General features: G+C 49.6%; 19 protein-coding genes. 10 read left to right on the top strand and 9 right to left on the bottom strand.

The window, feature by feature from the left end; translation table 11 throughout:
- Positions 1-3: 3 nt before the first annotated feature.
- On the bottom strand, positions 4-654 hold the full coding sequence (locus ABXT40_RS11470; protein ID WP_443645732.1) for a Tim44/TimA family putative adaptor protein: 651 nt from the start codon (positions 652-654) through the stop codon (positions 4-6).
- A 159-nt stretch (positions 655-813) separates the two neighbouring features.
- Between ABXT40_RS11470 and ABXT40_RS11465 the strand changes: the two genes are divergently transcribed.
- Positions 814-1,383: an FxsA family protein gene (locus ABXT40_RS11465; protein ID WP_443645731.1), complete on the top strand. Its 570-nt coding sequence runs from the start codon at positions 814-816 to the stop codon at positions 1,381-1,383.
- Positions 1,384-1,572: 189 nt separating this feature from the next.
- The gene (gene secB / locus ABXT40_RS11460) at positions 1,573-2,094 is read left to right on the top strand and encodes a protein-export chaperone SecB (RefSeq protein WP_443645730.1); all 522 of its coding nucleotides are present in this window, start codon (positions 1,573-1,575) and stop codon (positions 2,092-2,094) included.
- A gap of 37 nt (positions 2,095-2,131) precedes the next feature.
- Here secB and dnaQ read toward each other — a convergent pair whose 3' ends face one another.
- Genes dnaQ through ABXT40_RS11440 form a run of 4 tightly spaced genes read right to left on the bottom strand, consistent with a single transcriptional unit; the run spans position 2,132 to position 4,981 of the window.
- Positions 2,132-2,848 carry a DNA polymerase III subunit epsilon gene (gene dnaQ / locus ABXT40_RS11455; RefSeq protein ID WP_443645729.1) on the bottom strand — a complete coding sequence of 239 codons (717 nt, stop codon included), beginning with the start codon at positions 2,846-2,848 and terminating at the stop codon, positions 2,132-2,134.
- A 20-nt stretch (positions 2,849-2,868) separates the two neighbouring features.
- Positions 2,869-3,507 (bottom strand): dephospho-CoA kinase, encoded by a 639-nt coding sequence (gene coaE, locus ABXT40_RS11450; RefSeq protein WP_443645728.1) that lies wholly within the window; start codon positions 3,505-3,507, stop codon positions 2,869-2,871.
- Positions 3,504-4,160, bottom strand: a complete 657-nt coding sequence (locus tag ABXT40_RS11445; RefSeq protein ID WP_443645727.1) for a Maf family protein — start codon at positions 4,158-4,160, stop codon at positions 3,504-3,506. The genes coaE and ABXT40_RS11445 overlap by 4 nt, the downstream gene beginning before the upstream one ends.
- Positions 4,157-4,981 (bottom strand): pyruvate, water dikinase regulatory protein, encoded by an 825-nt coding sequence (locus ABXT40_RS11440; protein ID WP_443645726.1) that lies wholly within the window; start codon positions 4,979-4,981, stop codon positions 4,157-4,159. Before ABXT40_RS11440 ends, ABXT40_RS11445 begins: the two co-directional genes overlap by 4 nt.
- A 401-nt stretch (positions 4,982-5,382) precedes the next feature.
- Between ABXT40_RS11440 and hemE the strand changes: the two genes are divergently transcribed.
- The 3 genes from hemE (at position 5,383) to rho (ending at position 8,258) form a co-directional block, all read left to right on the top strand.
- A complete protein-coding gene (hemE, locus tag ABXT40_RS11435) occupies positions 5,383-6,411 on the top strand; it encodes a uroporphyrinogen decarboxylase (protein WP_443645725.1) in 1,029 nt (342 codons plus the stop codon).
- 9 nt (positions 6,412-6,420) lie between these two features.
- Entirely contained in the window at positions 6,421-6,849 is a 429-nt protein-coding gene (gene hemJ, locus ABXT40_RS11430) for a protoporphyrinogen oxidase HemJ (RefSeq protein WP_443645724.1), read from the top strand.
- 149 nt (positions 6,850-6,998) lie between these two features.
- The gene (gene rho / locus ABXT40_RS11425) at positions 6,999-8,258 is read left to right on the top strand and encodes a transcription termination factor Rho (protein ID WP_443645723.1); all 1,260 of its coding nucleotides are present in this window, start codon (positions 6,999-7,001) and stop codon (positions 8,256-8,258) included.
- Here rho and ABXT40_RS11420 read toward each other — a convergent pair.
- Positions 8,255-8,794, bottom strand: a complete 540-nt coding sequence (locus ABXT40_RS11420) for a methylated-DNA--[protein]-cysteine S-methyltransferase (RefSeq protein ID WP_443645722.1) — start codon at positions 8,792-8,794, stop codon at positions 8,255-8,257. The two genes, rho and ABXT40_RS11420, sit on opposite strands and share 4 nt — an antisense overlap.
- Positions 8,795-8,915: 121 nt before the next feature.
- Between ABXT40_RS11420 and mnmE the strand changes: the two genes are divergently transcribed.
- Genes mnmE through ABXT40_RS11395 form a run of 5 tightly spaced genes read left to right on the top strand, consistent with a single transcriptional unit; the run spans position 8,916 to position 14,591 of the window.
- Positions 8,916-10,262: a tRNA uridine-5-carboxymethylaminomethyl(34) synthesis GTPase MnmE gene (gene mnmE / locus ABXT40_RS11415; protein ID WP_443645721.1), complete on the top strand. Its 1,347-nt coding sequence runs from the start codon at positions 8,916-8,918 to the stop codon at positions 10,260-10,262.
- A 57-nt stretch (positions 10,263-10,319) separates the two neighbouring features.
- Complete coding sequence (gene mnmG / locus ABXT40_RS11410) at positions 10,320-12,218, top strand: tRNA uridine-5-carboxymethylaminomethyl(34) synthesis enzyme MnmG (RefSeq protein WP_443645720.1); 1,899 nt, start codon at positions 10,320-10,322, stop codon at positions 12,216-12,218.
- On the top strand, positions 12,215-12,814 hold the full coding sequence (gene rsmG / locus ABXT40_RS11405) for a 16S rRNA (guanine(527)-N(7))-methyltransferase RsmG (RefSeq protein ID WP_443645719.1): 600 nt from the start codon (positions 12,215-12,217) through the stop codon (positions 12,812-12,814). The genes mnmG and rsmG overlap by 4 nt, the downstream gene beginning before the upstream one ends.
- A 56-nt stretch (positions 12,815-12,870) precedes the next feature.
- The gene (locus tag ABXT40_RS11400) at positions 12,871-13,653 is read left to right on the top strand and encodes a ParA family protein (protein ID WP_443645718.1); all 783 of its coding nucleotides are present in this window, start codon (positions 12,871-12,873) and stop codon (positions 13,651-13,653) included.
- Positions 13,653-14,591, top strand: a complete 939-nt coding sequence (locus tag ABXT40_RS11395) for a ParB/RepB/Spo0J family partition protein (RefSeq protein WP_443645717.1) — start codon at positions 13,653-13,655, stop codon at positions 14,589-14,591. The genes ABXT40_RS11400 and ABXT40_RS11395 overlap by 1 nt, the downstream gene beginning before the upstream one ends.
- Here the strand turns inward: ABXT40_RS11395 and holA are convergent.
- From holA to leuS, 3 genes are read right to left on the bottom strand one after another with little or no spacing between them, the layout of a single operon-like run.
- Positions 14,588-15,607, bottom strand: a complete 1,020-nt coding sequence (holA, locus tag ABXT40_RS11390; protein WP_443645716.1) for a DNA polymerase III subunit delta — start codon at positions 15,605-15,607, stop codon at positions 14,588-14,590. The two genes, ABXT40_RS11395 and holA, sit on opposite strands and share 4 nt — an antisense overlap.
- A 16-nt stretch (positions 15,608-15,623) precedes the next feature.
- The gene (gene lptE / locus ABXT40_RS11385; protein WP_443645715.1) at positions 15,624-16,154 is read right to left on the bottom strand and encodes an LPS assembly lipoprotein LptE; all 531 of its coding nucleotides are present in this window, start codon (positions 16,152-16,154) and stop codon (positions 15,624-15,626) included.
- Positions 16,141-18,708 carry a leucine--tRNA ligase gene (leuS, locus tag ABXT40_RS11380; RefSeq protein WP_443645714.1) on the bottom strand — a complete coding sequence of 856 codons (2,568 nt, stop codon included), beginning with the start codon at positions 18,706-18,708 and terminating at the stop codon, positions 16,141-16,143. Before leuS ends, lptE begins: the two co-directional genes overlap by 14 nt.
- Between the last annotated feature and the right edge of the window lie 84 nt (positions 18,709-18,792).

Below are 18,792 nucleotides of genomic sequence, written 5' to 3'. Positions count from 1 at the left end.
CAATCAGTCTTCGGCGGACTCGGACTCTGTCTCGACCAGTTTCCAGTTTGGATCAGACAAGGTCAAATCGCGTTCAAATGTCCAAATATCGGTAAATTCACGCGCGCCTGATTCATCTGCCTCAATCACCTCATCATTTTCATCCTTGGCAATGCGTGTTTGCACCGAATGAAAATGCACAGTGATGCTGGCAAGCTGATCAATAATTGAAATATTTAAGATGCTGGCTTCGCGAATGTCATCCAAAGTAATGACAAGGCTTTCTTTAGCCTTTGCCCGCGCTTGGATCGATGCGGTAAAGCTTTGCAAAAGATTATAGGCCAGTAGCCGTTTCAGCGTGGTGAGATCGCCTTCGGCATAGGCGGTCAAAATCATTTCAAAAGCGGCGTTGGCACCTTCAAGAAACTGCTTTTCATTAAAGCTGCGATCAATCTTGCGCATCGCATCAAGCCCGTGAAGCGCAACCGGTGCTTTGTCCGCAGCCTTGGGATGCAGTGGAATAGGTTCATTATCATTTTCGGTGTCTTCAAACCGATTTGCGCGGCTTTCATCCTGCGGCTGTTCATAGCCTGTGCGCTGGCCAAGCACCGACCGAAGGCGCAGCACCAAAAGAACAGCGATAACGGCAAAAATGATAATATCTATGAATTGCAACTGAGCCCCCATCTAAGGTTTTATATTGGCATTATTTAACACCATTGAGTCTTTTGCCAATGCCGTCATAATATAAATGGCATATGTAGGGTATTAAATCCAGATGCAGCCGGAAATTGTCGTCAAAAATTACCAAAAACCACCTAAGGGATCGGTAAAATGGGACTAATCATTATTCTTGGCCTGCTAATATGGGGATGGGCCGAAATGTCCGCCTTTATTTATATTGGCAGCGAAATTGGCGGTTTGTTAACGCTTTTGGGAGTTTTTGTAACGGCAATTTTTGGCATTGCACTTCTCAAACGTCAGGGGCTATCGGTTTTAAGCCGGATTCAAGCTGATCTCGCCAAGGGACGTGCCCCGGTCACCTCAATCGCTGATAGTATTTCTATGGTTGTTGGCGGTGCATTAATGCTGATCCCAGGCTATGTCACCGATGGAATCGGGCTTTTGTTGTTTATACCCGGGGTTCGCACGCTTACTGGTGTCTATTTGCTACAATGGATGGCCAAAAACAAACGCTTTACCGGCTTCACCAATTTTGGCGGTGCATCTTTTGGCAATGCTGCATCAGGCAATCCGGCATCAGGTGCCGCTGGCTACCGGCATAACCCCTTTACCAAGCAACAGCATAAAACAAGGGGTGATGATGATATCATCGAAGGTGAATTTGAAGAACGACCGGATCGAGATCACCAGATTGGTGACAAAAAAGGCCGCAAGCCCTAAACCTTAAATCCTGAAACAAATGTCCACGCCCATTTATCTTGCAATGATATGGCAAGATAGGGGTTTGCGCGTCCTTTTTGTCGTGGTTGTTTTAAAGCGGTTATCTATGCTAGTAGCTGAGTTGAATTTAATACGCGCAATTTGATCATAGATTTGGTCAATATGTGCAAAGCCAATCCGGAGTTAATTATGGCCAAAGATACCAAAAAATCCAAAAAACCCGCCGCCGCCGATAGTGGCAGCACACAGCCGTCCGGTGATGACGCAAATACCGCCCGCCAGATTGTTGTTCACGCGCAATATATCAAGGATTTGTCTTTTGAAAATCCGAACGCGCCGCGCGTTCTCATCGAAGGCGCAAACCAGCCTGATGTTGAAATCACCGTTAATGTTGGTGCCCAGCTTCTTGGCGATAATCAATATGAAGTGACATTGAATCTGGCGGCCAAAGCCACCGCAAATGACACCGCCTTATTTTTGGTCGATCTGACTTATGCTGGTCTGGTCTCGCCACAAGGCACACCAAATGATGAAATCAACGCTTTGATCATGATTGAAGCCCCGCGCCTGTTATTCCCCTTCGCGCGCGCCATTATTTCAGATTGCACCCGCGATGGCGGCTTTATGCCTTTGAATATCCAGCCGGTCGATTTTGTTGCTGTTTATCAGCATAATCTGGCGCAGCAGGCAGCCGCGCAAACCAATAATTAAAATTATGTCCCGATTGGGCTAAGCATCGCCAATCAAGCTAAGCGTCATTTTGCCAGATCGGGTTTTTTAACTCTTCCAAAAATTTTGCGTGCGCCTTCAACTCTTCAGCAGTTGGCGCATGCGCCCGAATGGGCCGGATTGGTTTGGCATCAAGATGAAAGCTTGGATCGGGATCAGTGCTGTTTGGCGCACCCTGATCGCCAGCTTGGGTCTGACTATCTGAATCCAGCGACAAACCCGGTTGCCGCCCCCCTAGCAATTCAATATAGACCGCTGCCAACAGATCGGCATCAACCAATGCACCGTGAAGGTCACGATGGCTATTGTCAATTTCGAATCGGCGACATAGCGCATTCAGATTGGCCTGCGCGCCGGGAAATTTCTTGCGTGCCATCAACAATGTATCAATTGATTGCGCCATTGGCAGAACTGGCCGGTCAAGCCGTTTCAGTTCAGCATTGAGAAAACCCATATCAAAGCTGGCATTATGGATGACCATCGGATCATCACCAACAAAGGCCAAAAATTCATCAACAATATCGACAAAAACGGGTTTATCCGCCAGAAAATCGTTGGTAATGCCATGAACCGCAACCGCGCCATCATCAATTTCGCGTTCAGGATTGATATAAAGATGCAATTTACGGCCTGTTGGCAAATGATGCATCAATTCCAAAGCGCCAATTTCAATAATACGATGCCCGTCACGCGGGCTAATGCCGGTGGTTTCGGTATCAAGAGCAATTTCACGCATAATTTATCACTTTCTGCGGGCTAGGATTGGGCCTGGTCACTGCCGATCATAGGCACATGCATCGCGGCAAGCCATTTGATTAAGCCTTGCCGAGTCGCTTCGGGTTGAAGATCTGAATCAAGACAGAGATCAGCCCGCTTTTTTTTCGCATCGACGGGCATTTGTGACGCCAAAATCGCCGCAAACTTGGCTGGCGTCATACCGGCGCGGGCCAAAGCGCGTTTGGCCGTTGTTGCCGCACTGGCATAAACCACGATGATATGATCACAAATAGCATCGCTGCCAGTTTCAAACAACAAAGGCACATCCAAAACAACCGCTGGTGCGGCAATGGCACGATGCTTGTCCAAAAACGCATCACGGTGCTGGCGCACAAGCGGATGCAAAATCGATTCAAGCTGTTTTCGTGCCTGCGGCCTAGCAAAAACATAATTGCCAAGTGCTTGCCGGTTAATACCTTTTTCCAAATTGCCAATATCATGGCCAACTAAATCAGTTTCGAATTCAGCCAAAATCGCAGCAACCGCGGCCCCATGCGGCAACAACAATTCATGAACCGCCGCATCAGCATCGTGAATGGCAATGCCAAGATCGCTAATCCAGCCAGTAACTGTTGATTTCCCTGCGGCAATCGAGCCTGTTAGACCAATGATCTTCATCGGCGGCTTGTCGCTGGTTTCAGGCCATGTTCGCGCAAAATGCCAAGCAATTCGAGAAGCGGAAGCCCAAGAATGGAAAAATGACAGCCATCGATCCGCGATAATAAGTGCGCGCCAAGACTTTCAATTTGATAGCTTGCTGGTGAGGTGAAAGCGGCTGCACCAAGCCGATCGAGATAGGATTCAATAAAATCCTCATCAAGCCGGCGCATGGTGTTTTTGGCAATCGCCAGATGATGCCAAATCCGGGCGCCGTTGCGATACAGCACAGCAGCACTGAATAATTGATGTGTTTTGCCTGACAAAGCCATTAGCTGCGCCTTGGCCATGGCGCGATCATGCGGTTTGCTGTAAATCACCTCATCGCAAGCCAATATCTGGTCACAGCCCAAGACAAAAGCTGGCGATGGGTCGGTTTCAAACGCCAGACGCTGCACCGCAGCGGCGGCCTTCATTTCGGCAAGCATAATGGCGATATCGCCAACCGGAACTGCCTCGGCAAGTGCCGAGGCGCGAACCGACTCTTCATCAATCGCAACCGGATAGCAACGATAGCCAAGACCCGCATCATGCAGAATTTTGGCGCGAATGCTGCTGGCCGATGCCAGCACCAGATCACCAGCCGGTAATTGCGTAAAAGCAGCAAGTGTCATGATCGGGCCTCGGTCCATTTTGTATAATATTGCAAAATTGCCGCGGCAGTTTCTTCGACCGATCGTCGGGTGACATCAATCACCGGCCAGCCATTACTGGCAAAAAGCCGCCTTGCATTGCGCACTTCGTCAGTGATTTGGTCAATATCGGCGTAATCTTCATTGGCGTTGTCCTGCATCGCTGCCTGCCGTGTGCGGCGAATCTGGCTAAGCCGTTTTGGGTCATTTGTCAGCCCAACAACAAATAGATCCAACCCATCAACATAATGCTTTGGAAACGGTACTTTTGGGACAAGCGCGTAATTGGCAACCTTATAGCCACGATGTGCGAGATACATTGACGTTGGTGTTTTCGAGGTGCGCGAAATGCCAACAATCAGCATATCGGCTTTTTTTAAATTTCCCATATTCATGCCATCATCATGGCTGACGGCAAAATCAACAGCTGCCATGCGCGCAAAATAGGCCGTATCGAGACGGCGCTGGCCACCGGGCAGATTGGTCATCGCCTGTCCAAGAACAGTGGTCAGCATATTCACCACCGGATCAAGAACCGAAACGGCGGGAACGCCCGTGCTGCGGCAGGTTTTTTCAATATTGGAACGTAGATTCTGATCAATGATACTCATCAGCAAAATGCCCGGATTACGATTCAGACCTTCGAAAAGCGCCTCTAGATGCGCTGGCGTGCGCACCAAGGTCCAGACATGTTCGATTGTTTTGACATCGGCAAATTGTGCAAGACAAGCACGCGCCACCTGATGAACCGTTTCGCCGGTTGAATCTGAAACAAGATGAATATGCAGCGTTTGTTCTGGCATTACCTTACAAGATGTAGCCAGAAATCATCAATTTGTCATCACTTACATTGCTGTAGGGCTGGTAATCTTGCGATTATGCAGGAGGCTATTTTAACGTTCAAAACCGGTTAATAAGATTGTGCGTAAGTGGTAGCTCACTGGGGATTGTTTTTAAAAAATTACCAACCAATCGCGGTAACGCACAATTCCACAGGATTCATACATATCGGGATAAATTTACCTATGCCACTTGATTATTGAGTGGATAAACGGCCAAACCATTGAAAGACTGCGCAATAAAGCCAAAAATGATCGGGATAAAACTGTGGATAACAATTGAATAACAGCGAAGATGTAGTTACACACAGGCACTACTAAAACAACAACCTTTTTTTAATATATATATAATGTTAGAGAACAGAATGACCAATCAGTTATTCCTTTCGACCCTTAAAGGCGCAAAATCACGCACAACACCTATCTGGATGATGCGTCAAGCTGGCCGCTATCTCGAAGAATATCGAAAGATACGCGCAAGCCAGAAAGATTTTATTTCGTTTTGTCTTAATCCTGAACAGGCATCAGCTGTCACCCTACAGCCTATTGCTCGTTATGGGTTCGATGCAGCGATTATATTTTCAGATATTCTGATGATTCCATGGGCGATGAATCGTAATGTCAGATTCAAAACCGGTGTTGGACCTTTGCTTGACGCAATGGAAATGCCTGATGATATTGATGCATCTTGCCTTGATGGCCTGAGCCAGAAATTGGCGCCTGTTGGACAAGCATTGACTTTGACACGTGCAGCTTTACCGCCTGAGACAACATTAATTGGTTTCGCTGGGGCACCCTGGACACTAATCACCTATATGTCCGAAGGTGGCACATCGCGTGATTTTTCTAAAGCGCGGCAATGGGCATGGCAAAATGCGAAAGCTTTGGATGGTCTATTAGAGATTTTGGTCGAAGCCACGATTTCATTTTTATCGCTTCAGGCGCAATCAGGCGCGCAAACACTGATGCTTTTCGACAGTTGGGCAAGTGCGGTTCCAGCAGCGCAGCGTGATTGGCTTGTCACTAAACCGGCGCGTGTTATTGTTGAGGGCGTTCGTAAAAATGGACATAACCAGCCGGTCCTCGGCTTTGCAAAGGGTATTGGGGAAGGTTTGATACGCTATGCAGCTGAAAGCGGCGTTGACGGGATTGGTCTTGACCACGGGGTTGATCCAGTATGGGCAGGGCAAAATTTGCCCGCAAAAATGCCGGTTCAAGGCAACCTTGATCCATTAAGCTTGCTGAATGCCGGCAACGAAATGTTTCGGGATATTGATCACATCCTTGACGCGTTCCATGATCGCCCTCATATCTTCAATCTCGGACATGGCATTACCCCACCAACGCCGGTGGAAAATGTACAAAAGATGATCGACCATATTCGCAACCGGTAGGACAGATCCATGAGCTACGAAATTATCAAATCACTTCACATCATTTCAGTCATTTCATGGATGGTTGGATTGTTATATCTGCCAAGATTGTTTGTTTATCATGCGGATGCGCCAACCGGATCAGTTCAGGCTGAAACGTTCAAAGTAATGGAGCGCCGGTTGCTCAAAGCCATTATGACGCCAGCGATGATTGCTAGTTTTATTTTTGGTCTTTGGATGCTGGCGTTAAATCCGGAATTATTCAGCGAGCCTTGGTTCCATGTGAAATTCGCTGCAGTGTTTCTGCTAGCTGGAGTTCAAGGGAAATTTTCAAAAATGCGGCGTTTGTTGGAAAATGATGAAAAACCTCTATCTTCAAAAGCCTATCGGATTTGGAATGAGGTACCGACCGTTTTAATGATTATTATTGTCGTTATGGCTGTTGCCAAACCAATCTGAATGTGACAAAAGGCGTGTAATTCAATACGACTAAAAGCTTCACTATCTTAGTTTCATTGACATTTCTGGTTAACACCCCCAAGATGACAATATCTGCAGCGTATTCGATCGCGTCTTTGTCAGCTTAATTTCCCCTTCAGAGTAAAATCATGCATTTACAGGAACTCAAAGCGAAGTCTCCAGCCGATCTTTTGGCCTATGCTGAAGAATTGGAAATTGAAAATGCCAGTACGCTTCGCAAACAGGATATGATGTTTGCAATTTTGAAGCAGCTCGCTGATAATGAAGTTGCGATTTACGGTAGCGGCGTTTTGGAAGTTCTGTCAGATGGCTTTGGATTTCTTCGCGCGCCTGAATCAAACTATTTGCCCGGTCCTGACGATATTTATGTCTCGCCCAGTCAGGTGCGTCGGTTCAGCCTTCGTACTGGCGACACGGTTGAAGGTGAAATTCGCGCACCAAAAGACGGTGAGCGCTATTTTGCGCTGTTGAAAGTTGAAACCATCAATTTTGAAGAGCCAAATGCGGTTCGCCACCGGATTAATTTCGATAATCTGACACCGCTGTACCCTGAAGAGAAGCTAACCCTCGAATTACCGTTTAACCCAGATAAAAAAGATAATACCCCGCGCGTGATTGATTTGATTGCGCCAATGGGAAAAGGTCAGCGTGGTTTGATCGTTGCGCCGCCGCGTACTGGTAAAACAATGATGCTTCAAAGCATCGCGCATGCGATTTCTGAAAATCATCCCGAAGTCTATCTGATCGTTCTATTGATTGATGAGCGGCCCGAAGAAGTAACCGATATGCAGCGTTCGGTTCGCGGTGAGGTGATTTCGTCAACCTTTGATGAGCCAGCATCTCGACATGTGCAAGTCACTGAAATGGTTATTGAAAAAGCCAAACGCCTTGTCGAACATAAGCGTGATGTGGTTATTTTGCTTGATTCAATCACCCGTTTGGCGCGGGCTTATAACACGGTTGTGCCATCATCAGGTAAAGTTCTAACCGGTGGTGTTGATGCAAACGCATTGCAGCGGCCAAAACGCTTTTTTGGTGCTGCGCGTAATATTGAAGAAGGCGGGTCGTTGACCATCATTGCCACCGCCTTGATCGAAACCGGATCGCGGATGGATGAAGTGATCTTTGAAGAATTTAAAGGCACTGGAAACAGCGAAGTGATTCTGGATCGTAAGCTATCCGACAAGCGCACCTTCCCAGCGATCGATATCACCAAGTCGGGAACACGCAAAGAAGAGCTTCTTGTCGATAAGGGGACGCTTGCGAAAATGTGGGTGCTTCGCCGTATTCTGATGCAGATGGGGCCAGTTGACGCGATGGAATTCCTTGTTGATAAGCTAAAGAATTCAAAGAGTAACGATGAATTCTTTGATCATATGAACAGCTAGTCATAGGCAGCATGCGGGGCACTATTTGCCTCTAATCTCAATAAATCACTTTTGCGCGCCAGATTATCTGGATGGGTTGGGTGTTGGTCACTTCCTCCGCCATAATTGCCAAGGCTGCCATCCGCGCGAACAACGCGGTGACAAGGATAGATAATCGGGATTGGATTGCTGGCACAGGCGGAACCGGCAGCGCGTGCCGCCTTTGGTTTGCCTGCGATAGTGGCAAATTCGCCATAGGTCATCACCGTTCCATAGGGAATTTGTGTCATTACGTCGAGCCATCTTTTGCCCGCGGCACTTTTGCCAATGGGGGCAAGTGGGAGGTTAAATTGGTGAAGATGGCCAGCGAAAAACGCTTTAAGTTGGCTTTTTGTTTCACGTGAAACATTGTCTGGATGATCGATATTGTTCCAACCGGTTTGGTTCCAATCAAGCCGGATTAGGCTTTGGCCGTTGCTGATTGGCCGAATCCAACCAAAATCAATTTTGAAACTAGTGAAATAAAGCGTTTCAAGATGTTCAGTGAGTTGGGGCATAATCTCTCCTTTGGTTACTGTTGAGACCAAACGCCAGTAACGAACATGAAAAAGAGACTTGTTGTCGGCCGTCTTTCGCTCTAGGAAAACCCTATCAGAGAATGGAATTATTGAAAAGATTATGAGCCAAGCCGGATATAAAACGATTTTTGCCATTGCGACCCCGCCTGGCCGGTCAGCTATTGCGATAATGCGGATTAGTGGTCCTTTGGCGGGGGATGCACCGGCGTTGTTTGGTGCGGCTTGTCCGTCAGATGGACAATTTTCGGTGGCGCGGCTGTTTTTGGATCAACGGGTGATCGATCAGGTGATCCTGCTTTTTATGAAAGCGCCATTTTCAAGCACTGGCGAGGACGTTTGCGAAATCCATTGTCATGGCAGTCGCGCGGTTATTGACGCGCTACTGGCGCGCCTCGGCGCTCAAGAAGGCTTTGCAATGGCAAAGCAGGGCGAATTCACGCGCCGCAGCTTTATGAATGGGAAAATGGATTTATCCGGCGTTGAAGGGCTTGCCGATCTGATCGAGGCCGAAACCGCGACGCAGTTGCAGCAAGCTTGGGCGCAGATCGATGGGGCATTGCGCGCGCCCGTAATGGCATGGCGCGGTGAATTGGTGGGGATCGCTGCCCAGCTCGAAGCGTTGATTGATTTTGCTGATGAGGATTTGCCAGCTTCGGTCGAAGGTGCTTTGCGAACAAGCACTAGTGATTTGCAGTCGGCTTTGGCAAGTCATCTTGATGATGGTGGAGCTGGAGAATTGGTTCGTGATGGGGTTACTATTGCCCTGATTGGGCCAGTAAATGCCGGAAAATCAACAATTTTGAACGCTTTGGCTGGACGCCCGGCGGCGATTGTTTCAGATGAGGCTGGGACAACACGCGATATCATCCAGATACGGCTTGATTTAGGCGGCGTCCCTGCCACGATCTTGGACACGGCTGGTATTCGTGATGAAAGCGGCAAAATCGAAGCCGAAGGCATCCGGCGATCTGTCGAGGCTGCTGGATTTGCCAATCTGGTTTTGGTGATCTTGGAGGGCAGTGATCCAGCGTGGCCAGCGGCACGCGATAAGATTGATCAGCTAACCAGCCAGCCAAAATTCTATATTCTGAATAAGGCTGATAAGGGTCTGTCTGCGCCAAATGCCGCGGCATCTGGTGACATGATGTCGATATCGGCCAAAGACCCTGCTGATATTGAAACATTGATTGCAAGATTGGCGAAATTGCTGGTGCCGTTAAACCATTCGGATGCGAGCGTGATTATTACGCGGCAACGACACCGCCACGCCTTGCAGGAAGCGCATGAAGCATTGGGCCGCGCACTGGGCCATGATTTCCAGCATGTGCCGGAAATGGCAGCTGAAGATTTTCGCGTTGCGGCAGTGGCGCTTGGTCGGATTACCGGCGAAATTGATGTTGAAGAGCTTTTAGGAAGCATCTTTTCGGCCTTTTGTATTGGAAAATAGGCAAAAACGCGGCATAACAGCGTTTATGAACGGCAATCTTTTGAAAATAGGCAAAGCATGACAATCAATTTTGATGTCATTGTTGTTGGCGGCGGCCATGCAGGCTGTGAAGCAGCGGCGGCAGCGGCGCGGATGGGTGCGTCGGTTGCGCTGATCACCATGCGAGCTGACCGGATTGGCGAAATGTCATGCAATCCGGCGATCGGTGGGCTTGGCAAAGGTCACCTTGTTCGTGAGATTGATGCGCTTGATGGCATTATGGGTCGGGCGATTGATCGCGCCGGTATCCAGTTCAGAATGTTGAATAAATCACGCGGGCCTGCGGTTCATGGCCCCCGCGCCCAAGCTGACCGTAAGCTGTATCGCATGGCGATTCAGGATTTGTTGGCGGAGACGCCTAATATTCAGATTATCGAGGCGGCTGTTGGTGATATTTCGGTAACGGGTTCAGGTGAAGATTGCAAGGCAACGGGCATCATAACCGAGGATGGCCGTAAATTTTTCTGTGGTGCTGTTGTTCTGACCACTGGCACGTTTCTTGGCGGCCTGATCCATCTTGGCTGCGAGCGCACACCAGCTGGTCGGGTTGGCGAAGCGCCATCAAACCAATTAGCGGCACGTCTTGCCGCGCTTGATTTGCCGCTTGGAAGGCTGAAAACCGGTACGCCGGCACGGCTTGATGGTACAAGCATCGACTGGGCAAGTCTTGATATGCAGTCAGCCGATGATCCGCCAATCCCCTTTTCGACCCTGACCGACAAAATCACCGTTCCGCAAATTTCATGCGGCATTACGCGCACATCGGCTGAAACCCATCGAATTATTGCTGAATCGATTCATTTATCGGCGGTTTATAGTGGCCAGATTTCGGGAACTGGGCCGCGCTATTGTCCTTCAATTGAGGATAAAATTCACCGCTTTGCAGATAAAAGCTCGCATCAGATATTTCTAGAACCTGAAGGGCTTGATGATCCAACGGTTTACCCCAACGGGATTTCGACAAGCCTGCCGCGTGATGTGCAAAGCGCGATGATTGCGTCAATTCCTGGGCTGGAATCGGCAAAAATTCTGCAATTTGGCTATGCAATCGAATATGATTTTGTCGATCCGCGGGCATTGCGGCGCTCTTTGGCGTTAAAAGCGCTTCCCGGATTATATCTTGCTGGCCAGATCAATGGCACAACCGGCTATGAAGAAGCCGCGGCACAGGGGCTTGTTGCTGGCATCAATGCGGCGTTGCGAGCGGCCAATGGTGCGGATTACACGCCGTTTGTTCTTGATCGTGCAGATGCCTATATCGGGGTTATGATTGATGATTTAATCACCAAGGGTGCGCCCGAGCCTTACCGCATGTTTACCTCACGCGCCGAATACCGGCTATTGCTTCGGGCTGATAATGCCGATCAGCGTTTGACCGATCGCGGTTTGACAATTGGCTGCGTTGGGTCGGTTCGCGAAACCGCATGGCAGGCAAAATCGGCTGATTTGCAGGCAGCACGATTAATGCTTGAGACAAGCATTCAACCTGCGAAGGCGGTCGCTGCCGCTGGCTTGCCATCGCCGCGTGATGGGGCGGCGCGAAGTGCGGCTGATTTACTGACGCTTGAGTCAATTGGCATTGCCGAGATTTTGCCACTTTGGCCCGCGCTTGAGGCAATTTCGCCGCGTTTACATAGCCAGCTTGAGGCTGATTATCGCTATGCCGGCTATGTAAATCGCCAGCAGGCCGATGTTGACGCGCTTCGCCGTGATGAGGCCGTGACAATTCCGGCGCAAATTGATTTTGCCGCTGTTGGTGGGCTATCCGCTGAATCAAAAGATATTTTGCGGCGGTTTCAGCCGGAAACGATTGGCCATGCCAACCGCCTTCCTGGTTTGACACCGGCGGCAGTTGTTGCCGTGCTTCGTCATATCAAGCGCCAGCAGAAACAGGCCAAAGTAAGAGCCGTATCGTGACCCCAGATCAGATTGGCCAACTGCTGAATGTTTCACGTGAAACAATTGAGAAATTTCAACTCTATTTAACCTTGCTGGAAAAATGGCAACGCCGGATCAATCTTGTCTCTAACAGCACACTCGCTGATGCGTGGCAGCGTCATATTCTGGATTCGGGGCAATTGGCGGCCTATTACCCACCCCAGACACGACAAATTCTTGATGTTGGCAGTGGGGCTGGCTTTCCGGGGCTTGTGCTGGCCATTATGGGCGGTGTTACGGTTGATCTGGTCGAGTCTGATCAACGCAAAGCGGTGTTTTTATCAGCCGTAATCCGCGAACTGGGCCTGCCAGCCAAGGTTCATAATCAACGTATCGAAACAATGCCTAATCTTTGCCCTGATGTGATTACCGCGCGTGCTTTGGCTCCTGTTCCTAAGTTATTGAATTTAATTGAAACACAGCTTCACTCTGACGGTGTCTGTTTGTTTTTAAAAGGTGCATCGGTCGAAGATGAATTGACCAATTTACAATCTTATTCCACTATGGTTGCCACAACATATCCAAGTCTTTCCAGCGCAAATGGCGTTGTTTTAGAACTGAAAAACCCGCGCTAATTTGCGGCAAATGATAACAGGCTTTTTAAAGTCTCAAATGGGCGAGGTTTCCTGAGATGACGTCTTCATTGCGGATTATTGCGATTGCCAATCAAAAAGGCGGTGTTGGAAAAACCACCACTTCGGTGAATCTGGCGACCGCTTTGGCAGCGTGTGGGCGGCGGGTTCTGCTTGTTGATTTCGATCCGCAAGGCAATGCCAGTACAGGCCTTGGCGTTGATGAAGATGATCGCGCGGCGAATAGCTATCGTCTTGTTACGGGTGAAGTGACGGCAAAGGCGGCGATTCAGCAAAGCAAAGTTGCTGGTCTTGATATTATTGCGGCGGTGGTTGATTTATCGGCGGCCGAAATTGAACTGACCACGATTGACCGGCGCGAATTACGGTTGGCGGATGCGCTTCAACCCATTGCGGCGGGTTATGATTATATCATTATCGATTGTCCGCCCTCATTGGGCTTGTTAACGGTGAATGCGCTTTGCGCCGCCCATAGCGTTCTGGTGCCGCTTCAATGCGAATTTTATGCGCTTGAAGGCTTGTCACAATTGATGCGGACAATCGCATCGGTTCAAGGCGGCTTAAACCGACAATTGACAATGCAGGGCATCGTTCTGACCATGTATGATGGCCGGAATAAATTGTCTGAACAGGTTGCAAATGATGTTCGCACCCATCTTGGTAATCTTGTCTATAATACTGTTATCCCTAGAAATGTTCGCGTATCTGAGGCACCATCCTTTGGCCAGCCTGTCTTGATTTATGATTTGAATTGTGTTGGGTCAAAGGCCTATATCGCGCTTGCCGCCGAATTGCTTGAGCAAGAAAAGGAAGCTGCCTAATGTCGTCAAAAACGCCGCCAGCTGTGTCATCATCGAAAAAAACCGCCTCGCGGGGGCTTGGCCGTGGCCTCTCATCGCTTCTTGGCGATCGCGGTATTGCAACCGCTACCGGCGCAACCACACCATCATCTGATGTTGCTGGCGCGCCAGCGGCGACCGGGTTTCAGGATATCCCAATTGAATGGATTAATGTTGGGCCTTGGCAGCCCCGACGCCGGTTTGATAAGGCTGGTCTGGATGAGCTTGCTTCGTCAATTCGGCAAAAGGGCATTGTTCAGCCGATTTTGCTGCGTCCAACCCCGGATAAGCCATCGCGTTATCAGCTTGTCGCTGGTGAACGGCGCTGGCGGGCAGCACAATTGGCTAAAATCCATCAGGTGCCAGCGATTATTCGTGAATTAACTGATGCTGAATGTTATGAAATAGCCCTGATTGAAAATATTCAGCGAAGTGACCTTAGCGTGATTGAAGAGTCGCAAGGCTATCAAAAACTGCTTGAAACCAATCGCTACACACAAGAGCAACTATCTGATATAATTGGGAAATCACGAAGTCATATTGCCAATCTTCTGCGGCTTTTGCTGCTGCCGCCCTCGGTTCAAAGCCTGTTGCTTGAGCGGAAAATTACCATGGGGCAAGCGCGGCCATTAATTGGCCATGATCAGGCCGAAGCTTTGGCCAAGATGGTTGTGGCAAAGGGCCTGTCGGCGCGGCAAGCTGAAGCTTTGGCGAAACAGCCTGCAAGCAAAGCTGGTCAAAAATCCAGACCGCTGGAAAAATCAGCCGATATCAAAGCGCTGGAAAAACAGGCAGCGGAAAAGCTGGGGCTGGTGTTTCATATTAATTGGAACGAGGCAAAAGACCGCGGCAAGGTCACCATTGATTGCCAATCGCTTGATCAGATTACCAATTTACTGGCGCAGCTTGGCATCCGCTAGCGCGGGGCGCGAAGACAGATCCCAAGAAGGCTTTGCGCGGTACAAAGCTGATCATTAATCCCGCCAGACTTTAATTGCAATTCAATATCTTGTAGCCGATTCACCACATCCATTGCCAAATCGGGTCGCCAGCGCCGAAGATGCGCTTGCAACCGGTCTTGAAGCTTGAAATGCGGTGGTGGGCGCAGGCTACGAAGTGCATTTTGCGCTGATTGGCCTGCCGCCATGGCGTGACTGGCAAGGCCCAATTGCCGAAAATAGGTTTGGCACCCCCGGATAATCATCACCGCATTGGCATCTTCATACCATGCTTTTTGCAATGCCTGTTGCAAGCGGTCAACCGCACCGCTGGCAAGGGCGTCGGCAATATCATCAATCGCCAAAAGCGCACTGTCGCCAAGCGCGATGCGTACATCATCAGCGTCAAGCTTGCCACCCGGCCCTGCCATTAATGCAAGTTTTGCAATCTCGCTTCGCGATGAGGCGCGGTCACTGCCGAGTCTTTCAGCAATGATATCAAGCGCATCACGGCTTGCACTTACCTGATCAGCGGCAAATATGCTTGTCGCCAATGCGCGGATATCGCCAATATTGTCAGCATAGCAACCAATTGATGCGGCGGTCTTGCTGGTTTCAAACAATTTGACAATCGCATGTTTGGTCGTTGTATCGCTTGCTTCGACAATGATGATTGTATTGGCAAGCGGCTTGGCCAGCGCCAATTTACAAGCTTCAAACAATTCTGTGCCGCGGCCTTTGACCAAAACAAGACGGCGATCCCCAAAAGCCGGGATCGCAGCGGCTGAATCAGCAATTAATCCCGCCTCGCCTGATAACATATCACCGGTCAGGCGGGTCACCGAAAACACATCATCAAGATTGTCGCTGAAAAGCTGGGCAAATTGTTTGGCGCGTTCGCTAATCATACCTAAATCATTGCCATGAAACAGAACTGCGATAATTTCGGCTGGCGGTTTGGCTAGAAAGCTGGCGATTTGGCGCGGCGCGATTTTCATCCTATGGCCATAGGGGTTATTGGCCTTGGTTCAGGAAATAAAGCTGTAGCCGCCGCACAACACGCTGTGCCAGCAAGATGGCAAGCCGTTCGCGGGCATGGGTTTCAGATTTATCCTGACCATAAAGTGACGTCACGGTACCAAGCGTGGCATCAGCGGTGATGCTATCGGCAATCAGTCTTTCACCCGAGGTAAGATCGCTAAGGTCAAACCGGGCGGTCATCGTCATTTTTTTCAATGTCGAGCTTGCGCCCTGAACCGACAATGTGCTTGACGCGCTAACCGAGATTGATGAAATCAGGTTATAGTTTTCAACCCCTTTCCCGCCAATATGCAGCAATTTGCGCAATTCGCGGCCATAAAGCTGGCCTTCGCGCCCGGATGCGTCTTGAACCGCGATCTGTTGCAGATTTTGCAGGTTTTCGGTACCGAGCTGGCGAATCGTTACATCACCACAATTGGTTAAAATCAGGCCGCATAGGATGATGCTGCCAAGCCGGAATGACCGCCAAGAAGTTATAGTTCCAAATAGGCTAGATAACCACATTGATAATCCTGTTTTTCACCACAATCACTTTTCTCGGCGCCTTGCCATCAAGATAGCGGATAATCGCTGGCGATGCCAGCGCGCGTGCTTCGGCATCATCGGCCTCGCAATCGCGCGGCAGCATGATGGTATCACGAAGCTTGCCATTCACCTGAATGCCAATTTCGATTTCATTATCAGCGGCGAGGCTTGCATCGGCTTGTGGCCAATCAGATTGTGCCAAAAGCGTGCTATGGCCAAGATTTTGCCAGATTTCTTCGGCAACATGCGGCGATAACGGCGCCAATAGCTGGGTTAATGTTTCAATGCCAAACCGTTTGGCTTCAGCGGCGCCCTTGTCATTGGCTTTCACATCAGCAATCGCATTGGCTAGCATATGAAGCTGGGCCACGGCGCGGTTAAAGCGGAAATTTTCAATATCAGCGGACAGGCCAATGATCGATTTATGCGCCATCCGTGTAAGCGCAAGCGCGCTGGCCTCGCTATCAGCCAAAGGAGCCGTACCAAGCGGTGCGAGATCGGGATCTTGTGACATGCGCCAGACCCGCTTTAAAAAGCGCGACGCGCCTTCAACGCCCGATTCAGTCCATTCCATATCGCGCTCAGGTGGCGAGTCTGACAGCATGAACAGCCGCGCCGTATCAGCACCATAATGCTGAATGATCAATTCAGGATCAACGACATTGCGCTTTGACTTGCTCATTTTCTCGATGCGACCTGCCGTGACCTTTGTACCATCACTGGTTTGCACCCATGCATCGCCCTGTTTGACAACATCTGTTGGGAACAGCCATTTGCCGGCTTCATCTTGAAATGTCTGATGGCAAACCATGCCTTGGGTCATAAGGCCGGCAAAAGGCTCGCCAAGGTCTAAATAGCCAACTTGTGACAATGCACGGGTGAAAAAGCGCGAATAAAGCAAATGCAGAACCGCATGTTCAACCCCGCCAATATATTGATCAACTGGCAGCCAATATGCCGCAGCCTCGCCATTGACGCCATCATTAGATGTTGGATCGGCATAGCGCAGAAAATACCATGAGCTTTCAAAAAATGTGTCAAACGTATCTTGTTCGCGTTCCGCATCTTTACCACATTTCGGACAGCTTGTATGTTTCCAGCTTGGATGGTGGGACAGTGGATTGCCGCTACCGCCAAAATCAACGTCGTCAGGCAGGATAACCGGAAGGTCTTTTTCCGGAACCGGGATAGCGCCACAGTCATCGCAATGGATGACCGGGATCGGACAGCCCCAATAGCGCTGGCGCGATACGCCCCAGTCACGAAGCCGGTAAGTTGTCTCGTCAGTACCAGCTTCGGCGGCGGTAATTGCGGCAATGGCGGCGGCTTTGCCAGCCTCGATATCAAGACCATCCCAAGCCCGCGAATTAAACAGCTTTCCGGGGCCGGTATAGGCCGTGTCGGTTACCGTAAAATTGGCGGTGTCTTCGCCATCAGGCAACACCACCGGTAAAATTTGAAGCCCATAAGCATTGGCAAAATCAAGATCACGCTGGTCATGGGCAGGACAGCCAAAAATCGCCCCAGTGCCGTAATCCATCAGCACGAAATTAGCGATATGGACCGGCAGTTTGATGGCCGGATCTAGCGGATGGCTAACCTGTAATCCGGTATCAAAGCCTTTTTTCTCGGCTGTTTCGACAGCGGCTTCAGATGTGCCAAGCTTGGCGCATTCGGTGATGAAATCAGCTGCAGCTGGCATATTTTCGCCAATCGCAAGCGCCAAGGGGTGATTGGCAGCGATGGCCAGAAATGACGCGCCGAATAATGTATCGGGGCGTGTGGTAAAGACTTCAATATGATCAGCATCAATCGGGCTCTCGCCATCAATTGAAAACCGGACACGCGCACCTTCGGATTTTCCAATCCAGTTTTGTTGCATCAGCCTTACGCGGTCGGGCCAGCGGTCAAGATCGCCAATCGCGGCCAAAAGCTCTTCGGCAAAATTAGTGATTTTTAGAAACCATTGAGACAAAAGACGGCGCTCAACTGGCGCGCCTGAGCGCCAGCCACAGCCATCAACAACCTGTTCATTAGCTAGAACGGTATTCTCAACCGGATCCCAATTGACCCAGCTTTCTTTGCGATAGGCAAGCCCAGCTTCGAGGAACTTTAAAAACATCTTTTGTTCATGTTGGTAATAATCAGGTGAACAGGTGGCAAACTCCCTCGACCAATCATAGGACAGCCCCATACTTTTCAGTTGGGTACGCATGGCGGCGATATTTTCAATCGTCCATTTGCCTGGATGCACACCACGCTCCATAGCTGCATTTTCAGCTGGTAGGCCAAAAGCATCCCATCCCATCGGATGCAAAACATTGAATCCTTTGGCGCGCCGGTAACGCGCAACAACATCTCCAAGCGTGTAATTGCGCACATGTCCCATATGAATCCGCCCTGACGGATAGGGAAACATCTCAAGGACATAATATTTTGGTTTAGTGTGGTCCATGCTGGCGGTAAAACAATCAGCCTGTTCCCATTTATCTTGCCATTTTTGCTCAATGGCGGCGGCGTCATAGTGGTTCATTCCGAAACTTCCTTTGATCACCCTTCAATTGTTTATCATTAGTTGTTCACGAGTTTGAAAGGTGACAAGCTGATAATGCCAGAT

This window comes from Candidatus Ponderosibacter sp. Uisw_141_02 (genome assembly GCF_048087665.1).
Taxonomy (GTDB): domain Bacteria; phylum Pseudomonadota; class Alphaproteobacteria; order Puniceispirillales; family Puniceispirillaceae; genus UBA3439.
Note: the sequence above shows the minus strand (reverse complement) of the source record. Positions and strands in the feature narration are given on the sequence as shown.